The 16,549-nt window shown below is 67.4% G+C and carries 16 protein-coding genes; 10 read left to right on the top strand and 6 right to left on the bottom strand.

The annotated features are described in order from the left end of the window. The first annotated feature begins 60 nt into the window (after window positions 1–60). The 6 genes from PVZ72_RS10535 to PVZ72_RS10510 all read left to right on the top strand — a co-directional run bounded on the left by PVZ72_RS10535 (window position 61) and on the right by PVZ72_RS10510 (window position 6,773). Window positions 61–1,584, top strand: a complete 1,524-nt coding sequence (locus PVZ72_RS10535) for an MFS transporter (protein WP_187980373.1) — start codon at window positions 61–63, stop codon at window positions 1,582–1,584. 191 nt (window positions 1,585–1,775) lie between these two features. Continuing rightward, complete coding sequence (locus tag PVZ72_RS10530; protein ID WP_007161635.1) at window positions 1,776–2,249, top strand: RNA pyrophosphohydrolase; 474 nt, start codon at window positions 1,776–1,778, stop codon at window positions 2,247–2,249. A 111-nt stretch (window positions 2,250–2,360) separates the two neighbouring features. Then, window positions 2,361–4,640, top strand: coding sequence for a phosphoenolpyruvate--protein phosphotransferase (ptsP, locus tag PVZ72_RS10525; RefSeq protein ID WP_133861481.1), 2,280 nt, complete (start codon window positions 2,361–2,363; stop codon window positions 4,638–4,640). Window positions 4,641–4,716: 76 nt separating this feature from the next. Continuing rightward, on the top strand, window positions 4,717–5,499 hold the full coding sequence (locus PVZ72_RS10520; protein ID WP_133861611.1) for a sulfite exporter TauE/SafE family protein: 783 nt from the start codon (window positions 4,717–4,719) through the stop codon (window positions 5,497–5,499). Window positions 5,500–5,518: 19 nt separating this feature from the next. After that, window positions 5,519–6,331, top strand: coding sequence for a prolipoprotein diacylglyceryl transferase (gene lgt / locus PVZ72_RS10515; RefSeq protein WP_059313521.1), 813 nt, complete (start codon window positions 5,519–5,521; stop codon window positions 6,329–6,331). 85 nt (window positions 6,332–6,416) lie between these two features. Continuing rightward, window positions 6,417–6,773 (top strand): multidrug transporter, encoded by a 357-nt coding sequence (locus PVZ72_RS10510; RefSeq protein ID WP_187980372.1) that lies wholly within the window; start codon window positions 6,417–6,419, stop codon window positions 6,771–6,773. Between the two features lie 23 nt (window positions 6,774–6,796). Here PVZ72_RS10510 and PVZ72_RS10505 read toward each other — a convergent pair whose 3' ends face one another. The 6 genes from PVZ72_RS10505 to PVZ72_RS10480 all read right to left on the bottom strand — a co-directional run bounded on the left by PVZ72_RS10505 (window position 6,797) and on the right by PVZ72_RS10480 (window position 12,102). Beyond that, window positions 6,797–7,048 (bottom strand): YfhL family 4Fe-4S dicluster ferredoxin, encoded by a 252-nt coding sequence (locus tag PVZ72_RS10505; protein WP_007161640.1) that lies wholly within the window; start codon window positions 7,046–7,048, stop codon window positions 6,797–6,799. 99 nt (window positions 7,049–7,147) lie between these two features. Further along, window positions 7,148–7,633 (bottom strand): pantetheine-phosphate adenylyltransferase, encoded by a 486-nt coding sequence (gene coaD / locus PVZ72_RS10500; RefSeq protein ID WP_133861478.1) that lies wholly within the window; start codon window positions 7,631–7,633, stop codon window positions 7,148–7,150. Window positions 7,634–7,732: 99 nt separating this feature from the next. Beyond that, the gene (locus PVZ72_RS10495; protein WP_273861869.1) at window positions 7,733–8,737 is read right to left on the bottom strand and encodes a hydrolase; all 1,005 of its coding nucleotides are present in this window, start codon (window positions 8,735–8,737) and stop codon (window positions 7,733–7,735) included. After that, on the bottom strand, window positions 8,734–9,303 hold the full coding sequence (rsmD, locus tag PVZ72_RS10490; protein WP_273861868.1) for a 16S rRNA (guanine(966)-N(2))-methyltransferase RsmD: 570 nt from the start codon (window positions 9,301–9,303) through the stop codon (window positions 8,734–8,736). Before rsmD ends, PVZ72_RS10495 begins: the two co-directional genes overlap by 4 nt. A gap of 1 nt (window position 9,304) precedes the next feature. Next, on the bottom strand, window positions 9,305–10,744 hold the full coding sequence (locus PVZ72_RS10485) for a M16 family metallopeptidase (RefSeq protein WP_273861867.1): 1,440 nt from the start codon (window positions 10,742–10,744) through the stop codon (window positions 9,305–9,307). After that, window positions 10,741–12,102: a M16 family metallopeptidase gene (locus tag PVZ72_RS10480; protein ID WP_273861866.1), complete on the bottom strand. Its 1,362-nt coding sequence runs from the start codon at window positions 12,100–12,102 to the stop codon at window positions 10,741–10,743. The genes PVZ72_RS10485 and PVZ72_RS10480 overlap by 4 nt, the downstream gene beginning before the upstream one ends. A gap of 202 nt (window positions 12,103–12,304) precedes the next feature. On the opposite strand from PVZ72_RS10480, the gene ftsY reads away from it, so the two are divergent. From ftsY to rpoH, 4 genes are all read left to right on the top strand, one after another. Further along, window positions 12,305–13,759, top strand: a complete 1,455-nt coding sequence (gene ftsY / locus PVZ72_RS10475) for a signal recognition particle-docking protein FtsY (RefSeq protein WP_273861865.1) — start codon at window positions 12,305–12,307, stop codon at window positions 13,757–13,759. After that, entirely contained in the window at window positions 13,756–14,430 is a 675-nt protein-coding gene (ftsE, locus tag PVZ72_RS10470) for a cell division ATP-binding protein FtsE (RefSeq protein ID WP_133861472.1), read from the top strand. Before ftsY ends, ftsE begins: the two co-directional genes overlap by 4 nt. After that, window positions 14,427–15,437: a permease-like cell division protein FtsX gene (ftsX, locus tag PVZ72_RS10465; RefSeq protein WP_158893568.1), complete on the top strand. Its 1,011-nt coding sequence runs from the start codon at window positions 14,427–14,429 to the stop codon at window positions 15,435–15,437. The genes ftsE and ftsX overlap by 4 nt, the downstream gene beginning before the upstream one ends. A gap of 161 nt (window positions 15,438–15,598) precedes the next feature. Next, the gene (rpoH, locus tag PVZ72_RS10460; RefSeq protein WP_064309252.1) at window positions 15,599–16,453 is read left to right on the top strand and encodes an RNA polymerase sigma factor RpoH; all 855 of its coding nucleotides are present in this window, start codon (window positions 15,599–15,601) and stop codon (window positions 16,451–16,453) included. The last annotated feature ends 96 nt before the right edge of the window (window positions 16,454–16,549 follow it).

Below are 16,549 nucleotides of genomic sequence, written 5' to 3'. Positions count from 1 at the left end.
TGAACCCCGCCCCGGACGCAGGGTCCACGACTGGCCCCCTTAGTGCCAGCATGGGTCTTCATGTACGCCGACGACACCGATCGCCCTCACCACCGCGGCCTGTTGCTGCTGAGCATCACCCTGATGGTGCTGGTGTACTTTCTCGACAACCTGTCAATCGCCCTGGCCAACCGCTATGTCTACGGCGGCCTGGGTATCGACCCGCGCAGCTACACCCTGGCCACGGCCTGCTACAGCGCCGCGGTCATCGTCACCAGCGCCCCGCACCAGTGGTTCGCCCAGCGCCTGGGCTATCGCAACCTGATCTTCACCGCCGTCGGCATCCACCTGGTCGGCCAGGTGTGCTGCCTGGTGGCCACCGATCTACCGACCTTCATCGTCGGGCGAGTACTGATGGGCGCCGGTGCCGCCACCTTCTTTGCCGGGGCGCGGGTACTGGTGCAGATGTATTTCTCCGGTCCGCAGTTGCCGACCGGGATCCGCGCCTTCGCCTCCGGCGTGCCCCTGGGTGGTGCGCTCGCGTCCTTCACCACCGCGGAATTGCTGGAAGGTCATCAGTGGCGCGCCATCTTCATGGTGCCGGCGCTGGCCTGCGCGCTGGTGGCGGTGTGCGTCTGGCTGTCGCTGCCGCGACGCTCCCATCCGCTGCAGAATTCCGGAGCGCCTTCGCTGCTGTCCATGGTGTTGCTGGCGGTGGGCAGCCTGCTGCTGACCACCACCACCCAGCGCCTGGCCTTCGACTTCTTCAGCGACGGGCTGTGGCTGGCCCTGGAGCTGCTGCTGGGAACGGCCATCCTCGGACTCTATGTCTACTACGAGCGCGGCCTGGCGCGGCCGACGCTGGACTTCAAGCACGCCATCACCCCGGGCTTTCTCGCCGGCATGCTGTTCATGATGCTCAACTACTTCCTGCTCGGCGCCTACAACTTCATCATCCCCCAGTACGTGGTCAACGGCCTGCAACTGCCGGTCTATACCGCCGGGGGCGTCATGGCGCTGGGCTGGCTGTGCGGTCTGGCACCGCTGCTGATGATCACCTCGGTGCGGCTGCGCGAGCGCTTTCCCTGGGGCGGCTTTCGCAAGTACCTGGTGGCGGGCTATCTGCTGCTGGCCGGCTACGGCTTCTGGATGGTGCGCCAGCACGCCGACGTGCCCCTCTACCAGCAGCTGGTCCCGGGGCTGATGATGCATGGCACCTACCTGATCGGCACCTTCGCGGTGATCATCATGTACACCTTCATGCGCGTCGAGCCGGCCTATTTCAGCCAGGCCTACCAGATCAAGAACATGACCCAGCAACTGGTCATGCCCATGGGCATCGTGCTCTCCAACGTCTTCCTGCAGTGGCGCGACGCCTTCCACGCCGCGGTGCTCAGCGCCGCGGTCAATCCCTATGCGCAGAACTACCAGGCCTATGGCGAACGCTATCGGCAAGCCACCGGCGCCGACAACGCCCTGGCGCAGATCTCCAGTCTGGTCACCCGCCAGAGCCAGGTGCTGGGCTATCTCGACTATTTCTGGCTGGTCGGCTGGATCGGTCTGGCACTGGCCCTCTACATGGCCGTGCAACGGCATTTTCGCTGAGGCGCGACGTTTGCCGGCCCTTAAGCCGACGTTCAGCTAGCGACCACCATAATGCGGGCTTTTGCAGGTCGCGGCAGCTGTCGGGCGCCTGCGCCGGTCGGCCGCGCCCCAGTCGGTCCGGAGCTTGCATTGCTGGGCTGTCGGGCTTTGTGGAACAATGCGGGCAACGACATTTTTCAAGGGTGGCAGCCGTGATCGACGCTGATGGTTTTCGCCCCAATGTCGGCATCATTCTCGCCAACGATGCCGGCCAAGTACTGTGGGCCCGCCGCATCAATCAGGATGCCTGGCAGTTCCCCCAGGGTGGGATAGATGACCGGGAAACGCCCGAAGAGGCGCTGTACCGGGAGCTGAACGAAGAGGTGGGGCTGAGCCCCGATGACGTCCGCATCCTGGCCTGTACCCGGGGCTGGTTGCGCTATCGTCTGCCGCAGCGCATGGTGCGCACCCACAGCCGTCCGCTGTGCATCGGCCAGAAGCAGAAGTGGTTTCTGCTGCGGCTGACCGCGGAAGAGCAGCGGGTGCGGATGGATGTGACGGGCAAGCCGGAATTCGATGGCTGGCGCTGGGTAAGCTACTGGTACCCACTGGGCCAGGTGGTGACCTTCAAGCGAGAGGTCTATCGGCGGGCGCTCAAGGAGTTGGCACCCCGCTTGCTGGCCTGATTACCGGTACGGCCGGTGCGAAAGAGGTGAGGAGAAGCTGTGGTCATGCAGGATGAACGACACGTGATGCACGCCGGCGGCTCCGCCGGGCGTCGGCTGCGGAGGCGCTAGATGCTTGCAGTTCTGCGCAAGATCGTCCAGGAGGTCAATGCCGCCAAGGATCTGGGGTCGGCACTGTCCATCATCGTGCAGCGCGTCCGCGCGGCCATGCAGTCGCAGGTCTGCTCCGTCTATCTGCTGGATCCGGACACCAACCGTTTCGTGCTGATGGCCACCGAAGGCCTCAACAAGAAGTCCATCGGTCGCGTCAGCATGGCCCCCAACGAGGGCCTGGTCGGCCTGGTCGGGACCCGCGAAGAGCCGCTCAATCTCGAAGACGCCGCCAGTCACCCGCGCTTTCGCTACTTTGCCGAGACCGGCGAAGAACGCTATGCCTCCTTTCTCGGCGCGCCCATCATCCACCACCGGCGCGTCATGGGCGTGCTGGTGGTGCAGCAGAAGGAGCGTCGCCAGTTCGACGAGGGTGAGGAGGCCTTCCTGGTGACCATGAGCGCCCAGCTCGCCGGGGTGATCGCCCATGCCGAGGCCACCGGGACCATCCGCGGGCTGGACCGGCAGGGCCGGGGTATCCAGGAGGCCCGTTTCGTCGGCATCCCCGGTTCGCCCGGGGTGGGCGTCGGCAAGGCGGTGGTGGTCCTGCCACCGGCCGACCTGGAAGTGGTCCCGGACAAGACCGTGACCGACATCGACGCCGAGTTGCAGCTGTTCCGCACCGCCATCGAAGGCGTACGGGCGGACATGAAGGCGCTGTCCAAGCGCCTGTCCACCCAGTTGCGCAAGGAAGAGCAGGCGCTGTTCGACGTCTATCTGATGATGCTCGACGACGCCGCCCTCGGTAACGAGGTGACCACCATCATCAAGAGCGGCCAGTGGGCCCAGGGTGCCTTGCGCCAGGTGGTGATGGAGCACGTCCAGCGCTTCGAGCTGATGGACGACGCCTATCTGCGCGAACGCGCCGCCGACGTGCGCGACCTCGGTCGCCGGTTGCTGGCCTATCTGCAGCAGGCCCACCAGGCCTGCCTGATCTATCCGGAAAACACCATCCTGGTCAGCGAGGAACTCTCGCCGGCCATGCTCGGCGAGGTGCCCGAAGGGCGCCTGGTCGGCCTGATCTCGGTGCTTGGCTCGGGCAACTCCCACGTGGCCATCCTGGCGCGTGCCATGGGCGTGCCCACCGTCATGGGCGCGGTGGATCTGCCGTATTCCAAGGTGGACGGCATCGACCTCATCGTCGATGGCTACCACGGCGAGATCTTCACCAATCCTTCGCCGACGCTGATCAAGCAGTATGGCGACGTGGTGGAAGAGGAGCGCCAGCTGACCCAGGGCCTCGACGCCCTGCGCAGCCTGCCCTGCGAGACCCTCGACGGTCACCGCATGCCGCTGTGGGTCAACACCGGCCTGATGGCCGACGTGGCCCGTGCCCAGCAGCGCGGCGCCGAAGGGGTCGGGCTGTATCGCACCGAAGTGCCCTTCATGGTCAACGAGCGCTTTCCCAGCGAGAAGGAACAGCTCTCCATCTATCGCGAGCAGCTGGCCGCCTTCCATCCGGCGCCGGTGACCATGCGTACCCTGGACGTCGGCGGGGACAAGGCGCTGTCCTATTTCCCGATCAAGGAAGACAATCCCTTCCTCGGCTGGCGCGGGATCCGCGTCACCCTGGACCATCCGGAAATCTTCCTGGTGCAGACCCGCGCCATGCTCAAGGCCAGCGAAGGCCTGAACAACCTGCGCATCATGCTGCCGATGATTTCCGGCGTGCACGAGGTGGAGGAGTCCCAGCATCTGCTGCACCGCGCCTGGTGCGAGGTGCGTGACGAAGGCGTCGACATCCCCATGCCGCCGGTGGGTGTCATGGTCGAGGTCCCCTCGGCGGTCTACCAGGCCCGTGATCTGGCGCGCCAGGTGGACTTCATCTCGGTGGGTTCCAACGACCTGACCCAGTACCTGCTGGCGGTGGATCGCAACAATCCGCGGGTGGCCGACCTCTACGACTACTTCCACCCGGCGGTGCTGCAGGCGCTGCAACAGGTGGTGGACGGCGCCCACGCCGAAGGGGTGCCGGTCAGCATCTGCGGCGAGATGGCCGGCGATCCGGCGGCGGCGGTGCTGCTCATGGGCATGGGCTTCGATACCCTGTCGATGAACGCCACCAACCTGCCCAAGGTGAAGTGGCTGCTGCGCCAGGTCACCCTGGAAAAGGCCCGCGAGCTGGTGCAGCAGATGCGCCAGATCGACAATCCCCAGGTCATCCACAGCGCCCTGCACCTGGCCTTGCGCAATCTCGGACTGGGCCGGGTGATCAACCCGGCAGCCAGCGTCCAGAGCTGAGCGTGTCAGGCGGGAAGGCTGCTTCCCGCCTGACAGGTAGCGGCGTACCATGCCGCCTCTTGCGCCCGAGGTGATGATGGATCTCTTGCTCTTCCTGGTGCTCGGCGCCTGCGCCGGGCTGCTGGCCGGTCTGTTCGGGGTTGGCGGTGGCCTGATCATCGTGCCGGTGCTGGTCTACAGCTTTACCGCCAAGGGCCTCGATCCGGACATCCTCACCCACCTGGCGGTGGGCACCTCGCTGGCCACCATCGTCTTCACCTCGCTGAATTCCGTCTGGGCCCACCATCGACTCGGCGCCGTGCGCTGGCGGCTGTTCGCCTGGATGGCCCTGGGCATCGTCTTCGGCAGCGCCCTGGGCGCCCTGACCGCCGCTGCCATCCATGGCCCGCTGCTGCAGAAGATCATCGGCACCTTCGCCATTCTCATTGCCCTCCAGCTGGCGCTGGACCTGCGCCCCAGGCGCCAGGCCGGCGAGCCCGGCAAGCCGACGCTGACGGTGGCGGGGGCGGTGATCGGCTGGGCCTCGGCGATCTTCGGCATCGGAGGCGGCTCGCTTACCGTGCCCTTCCTGGTCTGGCGTAGCCTGTCGATGCAGCAGGCGGTGGCCACCTCGGCGGCCTGTGGCCTGCCCATCGCCCTGTCCGGGGCGCTGTCCTTCATCCTGGTCGGCTGGCAGCAGCCGGGTCTGCCCGCCTGGAGTCTGGGCTATGTCTATCTGCCGGCCCTGCTGGGCATCGCCCTGACCAGCATGTTCTCGGCCCGTTTCGGTGCGCGACTGGCCCATCGCCTCTCGCCCCGGCTGCTCAAGCGCCTGTTCGCCCTGCTGCTGTTCGGCGTCGGTCTCAACTTCCTACTCTGATCCCTTTCAAGGAGGCACCATGCTGCCGTATCCGCAAATAGACCCGGTGGCCCTGTCGCTGGGGCCGCTGAAGATCCACTGGTACGGCCTCATGTACCTGGTGGGGATCGGCGGCGCCTGGTGGCTGGCCAAGCGTCGGCTCAATCGCTTCGATCCGCGCTGGACCAGCGAGACGCTGTCGGATCTGGTGTTCTGGGTGGCGCTGGGGGTCATCGCCGGGGGGCGACTCGGCTACGTGCTGTTCTACAACCTGGCGGAGTACATCGCCAATCCGACGCTGATCTTCGAGGTCTGGAAGGGCGGCATGTCCTTCCACGGCGGCCTGCTCGGCGTGATCCTGGCGGTCTGGTGGTTCGGCAAGCGCCACAACAAGGGCTTCTTCGAGCTGATGGACTTCATCGCGCCGCTGGTACCCATCGGCCTCGGTGCCGGTCGCATCGGCAACTTCATCAACGCCGAGCTCTGGGGCAAGCCCACCGATGTCCCTTGGGCGATGATCTTCCCGCCCTACAGCGATCCGGCCCAGCTGCCGCGCCATCCGTCGCAGCTCTATCAGTTCGCCCTGGAAGGCGTGGCGCTGTTCGTCATTCTCTGGCTGTACTCGCGCAAGCCGCGGCCGACCATGGCCGTGTCCGGCCTGTTCGTGCTCTGCTACGGCATCTTCCGTTTCATCGTCGAATTCGTCCGGGTGCCCGACGCCCAGCTCGGCTATCTGGCCTGGGGCTGGCTGACCATGGGGCAGGTACTCTGCGTACCCATGGTGCTGGGCGGTATCGCGCTCATGGTCTATGCCTACCGCCGTGCGCCGCAGCCGGTCGTCCGCGCCGAATGACGTCTGGGGGCCGCCCGCATGACAAGTGCGGGCGGCCTGTTATAGTTCAGGGACCACCATTACAACCGCGCAAGGGATCAGCCGTATGAATCCGTTCCGTAGCCTGGCCGCCGTGCTGGCGCTGGCCCTGACGATGCAGATCCTGCCGGCGCAGGCACAGCAGGCCCAGGGTGACGTCACCGAATATCAGACCGCCGACCAGGCGTTCGGTGAAGCCCAGGCTCCTGCCGCCTTTTCCATGATCGGCGATCTGCTGATCGCGCGGCCGCTGCTGATCGCCGCCACCGTGATCGGCGCGGGCGCCTTCGTGGTCAGTCTGCCGTTCACCGCCGCCGGCGGTAACATCGGCAAGGCCGGCAAGGCGCTGGTGGTCGAGCCGGGTAAGGCGGCCTTCGTGCGCTGCCTGGGCTGCACCCAGAGCGGGTACGGGCGTACCGAATAGGCCCTGGCGCCAGGCCAGGTCGCTTAGGCCTGGCCGCTGATCTTCAGATACTTGTCGTGCAACTGCTCCTTGGTCTCGACATGGTTCTCGTCGAGGGGGATGCAGTCCACCGGGCAGACCTGCTGGCACTGGGGTTCGTCGTAGTGGCCTACGCACTCGGTGCACAGGTTCGGATCGATCACATAGATCTCCGCACCCTGGGAGATGGCGCCGTTCGGGCACTCGGGCTCGCACACGTCGCAGTTGATGCAATCGTCGGTAATGATGAGGGACATCGTCGGCTCCACGCCGCGCGAACGCGCAGCGATCCAAAAGTCAGGCGCGCATTTTGCCCCATCCGCGCGCCGGCTGCACCCGACAGTCCTTGGGGTTAATCAGCTGCCCGGGGCAAAACGCTCCAGCAGCGCCTGATGCACGGTGGGATGGACGAACTTGGTCACGTCACCGCCGAGCGCCGCGATCTCCCGCACCAGGGTGGAAGACAGGTAGGAATAGTGCTCCGACGGGGTCAGGAACATGCTTTCCGCCTGGGGCGCGAGCACCCGGTTCATGTTGGCCAGCTGGAATTCGAATTCGAAATCCGACACGGCGCGCAGGCCGCGCAGGATGATGGTCGCCTGCTGCTGCTCCACCAGGGTGGCCAGCAGGCAGCTGAAGCCGATCACCTCGACGTTGGGCAGGTGCGCGGTCACCGCCTTGGCCAGCTCGACCCGGCGCTCCAGCGGAAACAGCGGATTCTTCTTGGGGCTGGCCGCCACCGCCACCACGACTTCGTCGAACAGCCGCGAGGCGCGCTCCACCAGATCGCCATGGCCCTTGGTGATGGGGTCGAAGGTGCCGGGGTATAGCACTCGGTTCATGACGCTGTCCTGGGGGCGAAGCTGTTGGGGCTTGGATGGTAGCTCAGGGGCGGAGTGAGGCCAAGGCGACAGCCGCCGGGATCGCCGACCCGTGGGCGTTTATCGGCCGGATGGCGCTGCCCACTGGCTGACCAGCCAGTCGGGGATGCGTCTTTCCAGATAGTAGTCCGGATCGCGGAAGGCACCGCCGATGAAACCCACGTGGCCGCCGTTGGGCAGGCGCTCGAACAGGGTATCGGGCGCCAGTTCGGCGCGGGCGGGCAGGGCGTCGGTGCCGATGAAGGGATCGTCCTCGGCCTGGATCAGCAGGGTGGGGATGCGGATTCCCCCCAGGTAGTAGCGACTGGAGGCCTGGCGGTAATAGTCCCGGGCATCGCGAAAGCCGTGCAGGGGCGCGGTGTAGCGGTCGTCGAAGTCCCAGAAGGTCTTGAGCCCCTCGGGCGGCCCCAGGCGTGCGAGGATCTCGTGCTGCTCGGGGTGGCGCTCGCGGTCGAACAGCGCCTGCTTGTCGCGCACGTAGCGCGCCAGTTCACGGATGAAGTGCCGCTGGTAGATGCGCGAAAAGCCGAGGCCGATGCGATCGGCGCAAAGGTCCAGACGAAAGGGCACCGAGACCGCGGCTGCGGCGGTGAGACCACTGTCCGCGCCGCGCTCACCGAGATACTTGAGCAGCACATTGCCACCCAGGGAAAAGCCCACCGCATACAGCGGCGCGTGCGGACGACTGGCCTGCAGATGGCGCACCACTGCCGCCAGGTCTTCGCTGACGCCGGAGTGATAGCCGCGCGGCAGGCGGTTGGGTTCGCCGGAGCAGCCGCGCCAGTTGAGGCCGACGCTGGCCCAGCCGCGGGCGGCGAGGGCGAATTGCAGGCCGAGTACGTAGTGGGAGCCGGAGCTGCCGGTCAGGCCGTGGGCGATCAGCACCAGCGGCGCACGCGGATCCTCGGCGTGGTACCAGTCCAGATCGAGGAAGTCGCCATCCTCCAGCCACAGCCGCTCCCGCGGCCGGGTGATGGGTGGCAGGCGGCGCCACAGCGAGCCCCAGAGGGTCTGCAGGTGCGGGCCGGGCAGCCAGCGCGCCGGGCGAAAGGGTGCGCTGTTCACACCTGGCGGCGCCAGAGGGCGTAGTGGACGTTGCCGGTCTTCTTCTCGCGGTGCAGCTGCCAGGTCGCGGGCAGGGCCAGGCGCGAGGGCTGGGTCTCGCTCTCGGTGTAGATCCAGGCGTCCGCGGCCAGCCAGCCCTGGGTTTCCAGAGCCGCGCAGGCCGGCTCCAGCAGGTCCTTGGCAAAGGGCGGATCGAGAAACACCAGGTCGAAGAGCGTCGCCGCCGGCTTGGCCAGCGCCTGCAGGGCGTCGGTCTGGCGCACCTCGGCGTGGGCGCAGCCGAGGGCCTGCAGATGGCCGCGCAGGGCATTGGCGGCCTGGGCATTGAGGTCGAAGGCCAGCGCCGGGCCGGCGCCGCGGGACAGGGCTTCCAGCAGCAGGGCGCCGCTGCCGGCGAAGGGATCCAGCACCCGTGCGCCCGGGGTGACGGCGGCCAGCCAGTTGAACAGGGTCTCGCGGACCCGGTCCGGGGTGGGTCTCAGGCCCAGGGCATCGGGAAAGACGAAGCGCCGGCTGCGCCAGTCGCCACCGATGATGCGCAGTTGGTTGGCGGTCTTCTGGGCCATGCTAGTGCTCCGGAACGCCGCTGGGCGGCAGGTTGGGAAGAGGGCGGGGTGGCGGCAGCGGCTGCTGGGCGACCCGTGGACCGGCGCTGACCACGACGAACCTTTCCGGGTCCAGATGGCGCTGCAGGGCGGCATGCACCTGTTCCACCGTGAGGCGGCGGACCTGCTGGAGGAAGTCGTCCAGGTAGCTGCTGGGCAGGTCGTAGAAGCCGATGTTGCCCAATTGCGCGACGATGGCGCCGTTGCTGGCGTTGGCCAGCGGGAAGCTGCCTTCGATCTGCCGCTTGGCGCGGTCCAGTTCGGCCTGGGTGGGGCCCTGGGCCAGGTAGTCGCGCAGCAGGTCGCGGACCAGCGCCAGGGTGGCATCGCCCAGTTCGGCGCGGGTCTGCAGGCCGATGGTGAAGGGACCGGGCTGACGCATGGGGGTGAAGCCCGAACTGACGCCGTAGGTGAGACCACGGCGTTCGCGCAACTCGGTCATCAGCCGACTGCCGAAGCCGCCGCCACCGAGGATCTGGTTGCCGACGAAGAGCGCGGCGTAGTCGGGATCGCGGCGGGTGATGCCGAGTTGGCCGAGCAGCAGGCGCGTCTGCTGGGCCGGGACCTCCAGCTGCACCACTGCCGGTGCGGCAGGCGCTGGCACCGGCAGTGGCGGCAGGGCCGGACCGCGGGGCAGGGCGCGCGACAGCCGGGCGGCGATCTGTTCGGCGCGCCTTCGATCCAGGTCGCCAGTGAGGGCGATCACCGCATTGCCGGCGGCATAGGCACGGGCATGGAAGGCCCTGAGGCTGGCCGCATCGAGATGGGTCACTCCGGCTGCGGTGCCCCGTGGCGAATGGGCATAGGGATGATTGCCGTAGAGGCGCTCCTGCAGCGCTTCGTCGGCCAGGCTGGCCGGTTCGCGGCGGCTGGCGGCGATCAGCGTCAGCAACTGGTCACGGATGCGCTGGATGGCCTCGGTGGGAAAGGTCGGGCGACCGACCACCTCGGCCAGCAGCGCCAGGGCCGGTTCGCTGTGGGCCGGATCGGCGAGGGTGCGCAGTCCGACCACCGCCTGATCACGATAGGCGCCGTTGCTGAAATCGGCGCCCAGGCGCTCGAAGCCGTCGGCGATGGCGCCGGCATCGCGTCCCGGGGTGCCTTCGTTGAGCAGGCCGTTGGTCAGCATGGCCAGGCCCGGGGTGGCGCCGTCCTGGCTGCTGCCGGCGGCGAAGATCAGGCGCACGTCGAACATCGGCAATTCCGGCGCCGGCACGAACAGCACCTGGGCGCCCTCGGCGGTGCGCCAGCGCTGGATATCCAGCTGGCGACCCAGGGGCGGTGCGTCCTTGAGCGTCCTGAGGCTGTCCACGGCGGGATAGGCGCGCGCCAGGTCGCCGACCGGGGTAGGGGACTGACAGCCCGCGAGCAGGCACAGTGACAGCCAGAGCAGCGGCTTCATGGACGGTTCTCCGCGGTGGCTGCGGGCTTGAGCTGGGCCAGGGTCAGGCGCTCGCGGGTGAAGTAGGTGCGGGCCACCCGGCGCAGGTCGTCGGGGGTGACCCGGCCCAGTTCGTCAAGCAGCCGATCGCCCTGACGCCAGCCGAGGCCGACGCTTTCCAGCTGACCGATGCTGCTGGCCTGGGCGGTGATGGAGTCGCGGCCATAGACCAGCCCGGCCACCAACAGGGCGCGGACCCGGGCCAGCTCCTCGGTGCTGGGCGGCTCGCGCTTGAGCAGGTCCAGTTGCGCCCAGAAGGCCGCTTCCAGCTGGTCGAGGGTCTTGCCGCGCTGGGTGTTGGGGGTGCCACTGAGCAGGAAGAGGCTGTCGCCACGGGTGTAGGCACCATAGGCGGCGCGCACGCTGCTGGCCACTTCCACGCCGCGTTCGAGACGGCTGGGCAGGCGCGCTCCCGAACCGCCGCCGAGCAGGGCGGCCAGCAGTTGCAGCGCGTAGGCATCGCGCGGCTGGGCGGCGGTGGCCAGGCTGGGCACGTTGAAGCCCATTAGCAGGCTGGGCAGTTCGCGGGCTTGCAGGTCCAGGCGGCGCTCGCCCGGCGCCGGCAGTTCCAGCGGGCGGCGCGGCGCGGGCAGGTCGCTGCGCGGGAGGGTGCCGAACCAGCGCTGCACCTCGGCGCGGATCGCCTGGGGCTCGACGTCGCCCACCACCACCAGGGTGGCGTTGTTGGGCGCGTACCAGGTCTGGTACCAGCGGCGCAGGTCGTCCACGCCGAGGCGCTGCAGGTCCTGGGGCCAGCCGATGGTGGGATTGCGATAGCCGCTGGCCGGGTAGGCGGCGGCCTTGAAGCGTTCGAAGGACAGTGCCTCGGGGCGGTCGTCGGTGCGCAGCCGGCGTTCCTCCTTGATCACCTCCAGCTCGCGACTGACTTCGTCGGGCGCCAGCCGCAGATGCTGCATGCGATCGGCTTCCAGCTCCAGGGCCACCGGCAGGCGATCACGGGCGAGCAGTTGGTAATAGACGGTGTAGTCGTCGGTGGTGAAGGCATTTTCCTCGGCGCCCAGGTCGCGCAGCAGGTGCGAGGCCTCGCCGGCGTCAAGCTTGCGGCTGCCCTTGAACATCAGGTGTTCCAGGGCATGGGACAAGCCGGTCGCACCGGGTGCCTCCAGGCTCGAACCCACGCGGTACCAGAGTTGCACCACGGCGACCGGCGCCCGGTGATCTTCACGGACCACCAGCTTGAGGCCGTTGTCGAGGGTGAATTCCTCGGTGTTCTGCCGGCTGGCATCGGCCAGGGCGAGGGTGGGGAGCAGGCTGAGCAGGACGACCAGGGCGGTCCGACGGGAGCGGGAGGCGGACATCGCGAGAGCAGGCCTTGTAGCGCGGTAGGGGACGAAGCGGCTGCGTCCTGGGGACGGTCGCGCGTTTTTCGCCGACGGGGAGGTCTTCCGCCCGGCAGGCTGCTAGGATACGCATCCCTTTTCCCGACGGCCATGCCTGACGGTCGAGCCCCGCCTGGCGGAGCTCCCGCAGCCGGCTCGTCCGTTCGATACAGAGCCCCGCATGTTTGGATCCGACGACAAGAAGTCTCCCCCCACGGAGAAGAAAGGCCTGTTCGGCTGGTTCCGCAAGAAGACTGCCGAACCCGTAGAGACGCCTGCCGAAACCCCCGCGCCCGACGCCGAGGAGCGCCTGCCCGCGCCGCTGGCCAGCGAGCCGGTGCAGCACCCGGAGCCGGTGCCCGAGCCGCCGGAGGCGATCCCCTCGCTGACCCCGGTCCCGGTCGCCGAAGAGGAGGCGCCGTCGCCGGTGGCGCTCACGGCGCTGGTCGAGCCGCTGGTGACCGATCCCATCGTGCCGCCGGTCGAGGTCGAGCCGGTGATGGCGCCCGAGGTGGAGCCCGACCCGGTGGCCGTGCCGGTCACACCGCTACCTCCGGTTGTGCCGGCGCCCGCTCCTGAGCCTGCTCCCGCCCCGGTCGTACCGGTAGCGCCCCTTGCTCCGGTCCGTTCCGAGCCCGCGGTGGTGGCGCCCGAGCCCGAACCTGCTCCGCCAGCCGTCGCCGCCACGCCGACCGAACCCGCCAAGCTGGGCTTCTTCGCCCGCCTGCGCCAGGGCCTGTCCAAGACCAGCGCCAGTCTCGGCGAGGGCATGGCCAGCCTGTTCCTCGGCAAGAAGGTCATCGACGACGACCTGCTCGAAGAGCTGGAGACCCGCCTGCTGACCGCCGACGTCGGCGTCGAGGCCACCGGCGTCATCATGCGCAACCTGACCCAGAAGGTGGCACGCAAGCAGCTGGCCGACAGCGAGGCGCTCTACCAGGCGCTGCAGCAGGAGCTCACCGAGATGCTGCTGCCGGTGGAACAGCCGCTGGTGATCGATACCTCGCACAAGCCCTACGTCATCCTGGTGGTCGGCGTGAACGGCGCCGGCAAGACCACCACCATCGGCAAGCTGGCCAAGCGGCTGCAGAGCGACGGCAAGAAGGTCATGCTGGCGGCCGGCGATACCTTCCGCGCCGCGGCGGTCGAGCAGTTGCAGGTCTGGGGCGAGCGCAACCGCATCCCGGTGATCGCCCAGCACACCGGCGCCGATTCCGCCTCGGTGATCTTCGATGCCGTCCAGGCCGCCAAGGCCCGCGGCATCGACGTGCTGATCGCCGACACCGCCGGCCGCCTGCACACCAAGGACAACCTCATGGAAGAGCTGCGCAAGGTGCGCCGGGTGATCGGCAAGCTGGACGCGGCGGCGCCCCACGAGACCCTGCTGGTGCTGGACGCCGGTACCGGCCAGAACGCCCTCAACCAGGCCAAGCAGTTCCACAATGCGGTGCCCCTGACCGGCCTGGCGCTGACCAAGCTCGATGGTACCGCCAAGGGTGGGGTGATCTTCGCCCTGGCCAAGCAGAGCGCCCTGCCGATCCGCTATGTCGGCGTCGGCGAAGGCATCGACGACCTGCGGCCCTTCGAGGCGCGGCCCTTCGTCCAGGCCCTGTTCGCGGAGCGGGGCGTCTCATGATCCAGTTCGACCGCGTCTCCAAGCGCTATCCCAATGGTCACGTCGGCCTGCAGGAACTGAGCTTCCGTGCCGAACGCGGCGAGATTCTCTTCGTCACTGGTCATTCCGGCGCCGGCAAGAGCACCCTGATGCGGCTGATCCTGGCCATGGAAAGGCCCACCGGCGGCAAGCTGACCCTGGCCGGCCAGGACATCTCGCGCATCACCAATGCGCAGATTCCCTTTCTGCGCCGGCAGATCGGCGTGGTCTTCCAGAACCATCAGCTGCTCCATGACCGCACCGTGTTCGACAACGTCGCCCTGCCGCTGCAGATCCTCGGCCTGTCCAAGCCCGAGATCGCCAAGCGCGTCGCCTCTGCGCTGGAGCGGGTCAGCCTCAAGGACAAGCTCGACGACTATCCGGCCGAGCTGTCCACCGGCCAGCAACAGCGGGTCGGCATCGCCCGCGCCGTGGTGCATCGGCCAGCCCTGCTGCTCGCCGACGAACCCACCGGCAACCTCGATCCGCGCCTGGCCTCGGAGATCATGGGCGTCTTCGAGGACATCAACAGTCTCGGCACCACGGTGCTGATCGCCAGCCACGACCATGCGCTCATCGCCCGCCTGCACCATCGCATGCTGACCCTGCAGCGCGGTCGCCTGATCGGTGACGAAGAGGAGAGCCAGTCATGAGTGGCAACGAACTGCCCCGTGGCCAGGAACAGGGCGGCAAACCCCAGCGTCCGCAGCGCCAGGCCCCGCAGAAACCCAAGAGCGACTGGCGCAGTCCGCTGCATGCCTACCTCGAAGCCCACCGCACCGGCCTGAGGGACAGCCTCAGGCGCATGGTGCAGCAGCCCATAGGCACCTTCCTTACCTGCCTGGTGATGGGCATTGCCCTGGCGCTGCCCATGGGCGTGTCGCTGCTGCTGAAGAACGTCGAGCGACTCGGCGGGTCCTGGCAGCGCGCGGCGCAGATCTCGGTGTTTCTCGACCTGCGCACCGGTCAGGACCAGGCCGAGGTGCTGATGAGCCAGATCAAGGTCCTGCCCGATGTGGCCGAGGCGCGCTGGATCAGTCCGGACGATGCCCTGAAGGAGTTGCAGCAGGATGCCGGCCTGGGTGAGGCGCTGCGCGAATTGCCGCAGAATCCGCTGCCCGGCGTCATCGCCGTGACGCCCAGGGAAATCGACAAGAGTCGTCTCGACATGCTGCGCAGTCAGCTGGCCGAGATGAACGGCGTGCAGCAGGTGCAGCTGGACATGCAGTGGGTCGAGCGGCTCACCGCCATCCTCAAGCTCGGCGAGCGCTTCGTCTTCGGCCTGACCGTGGTGCTGGTGATCGCCCTGCTGCTGGTGATCGGCAATACCATCCGCCTGGCCATCGAGAATCGCCGTACCGAGATCGAGGTGGTCAAGCTGGTGGGTGGCACCGACGGCTATGTGCGCCGGCCCTTCCTCTACATGGGCGCGCTGTTCGGCCTGGGCGCCGGCATCGCCGCCTGGGCCCTGCTGGTGTTCGGCCTGAGCTGGCTCAACGCCGCAGTGCTGGATCTGGCCGGCCTCTACGGCAGTGATTTCGCCCTGGGCAGCGTCGCCGTCGAGGACGGGCTGCAGCTGCTGATCGGCGCCGTGCTGCTCGGCTACATCGGCGCCTGGCTGGCGGTTGCCCGCCATCTGCGCGAACTCGCTCCGCGCTGACGAACGGCCGTTTCCGAAACCTGCGGAAACGGTCTAAACCCCTGATGGCACAAGCATTTCACGGTGGTTTTCAGCTGGGGTTAAGGGAACCTCGGCTAGTCTGGCGCTGTCCAAAAAATCAGTGTTAGACTGCCCAGTGCTTAGTGAATCGGAGGATTCGCATGACCACTTCGTTGCAACCTGTTCCTACATTGGTTCCCGGCGCCAGCCTGGAAGCCTATGTGCATTCGGTGAACAGCATTCCGCTGCTCACGCCGGAGCGGGAGCGTGAACTGGCCGAGCGCCTCTTCTACAAGGAAGACGTCGAGGCCGCCCGGCAGTTGGTGCTCGCGCATCTGCGTTTCGTGGTGCATATCGCCAAGAGCTATTCCGGCTATGGTCTGGCCCAGGCCGACCTGGTCCAGGAAGGCAATGTCGGCCTGATGAAGGCCGTGAAGCGCTTCAATCCCGAAATGGGCGTACGCCTGGTGTCCTTTGCCGTGCACTGGATCAAGGCCGAAATCCACGAATTCATCCTGCGCAACTGGCGCATCGTCAAGGTCGCCACCACCAAGGCGCAGCGCAAGTTGTTCTTCAACCTGCGCAGTCAGAAGAAACGACTGGCCTGGCTGAACAACGACGAGGTCCATCGCGTGGCCGAAACCCTGGGTGTCGAACCAAGGGAAGTGCGTGAGATGGAAAGTCGTCTGACCGGGCATGACATGGCCTTCGACCCGGCCAGCGATGCCGATGACGATGCGGCCTATCAGTCGCCGGCCCAGTATCTGGAAGACAGCCGTTACGATCCGGCGCGTCAGCTGGAGGAAGCCGACTGGACCGACAGTTCCACGGCCAATCTGCACGAGGCCCTGGAGCATCTGGATGACCGCAGCCGCGACATCCTCTACCAGCGTTGGCTGGCCGAGGAAAAGGCGACGCTGCACGAGCTGGCGGCCAAGTACAACGTCTCGGCGGAGCGTATCCGTCAGCTGGAAAAGAACGCGATGAACAAGCTCAAGGGCAATATCGCCGCCTGATCCGGTCGCTGACCAAAAACCGCACTTCCGGGTGCGGTTTTTTCATGTCCGAAAATCCTTACCCTGTTGTGGACGGGACCCAGCGTATCGCGGCCA

The sequence above is a fragment of the Pseudomonas sp. LA5 genome, from assembly GCF_028640825.1.
In the GTDB taxonomy this organism is placed as follows: Bacteria; Pseudomonadota; Gammaproteobacteria; order Pseudomonadales; family Pseudomonadaceae; genus Chryseomonas; species Chryseomonas aestiva.
The sequence above is the reverse complement of the archived record's forward strand: the minus strand, read 5'-3'. Positions and strand labels throughout refer to the sequence as shown.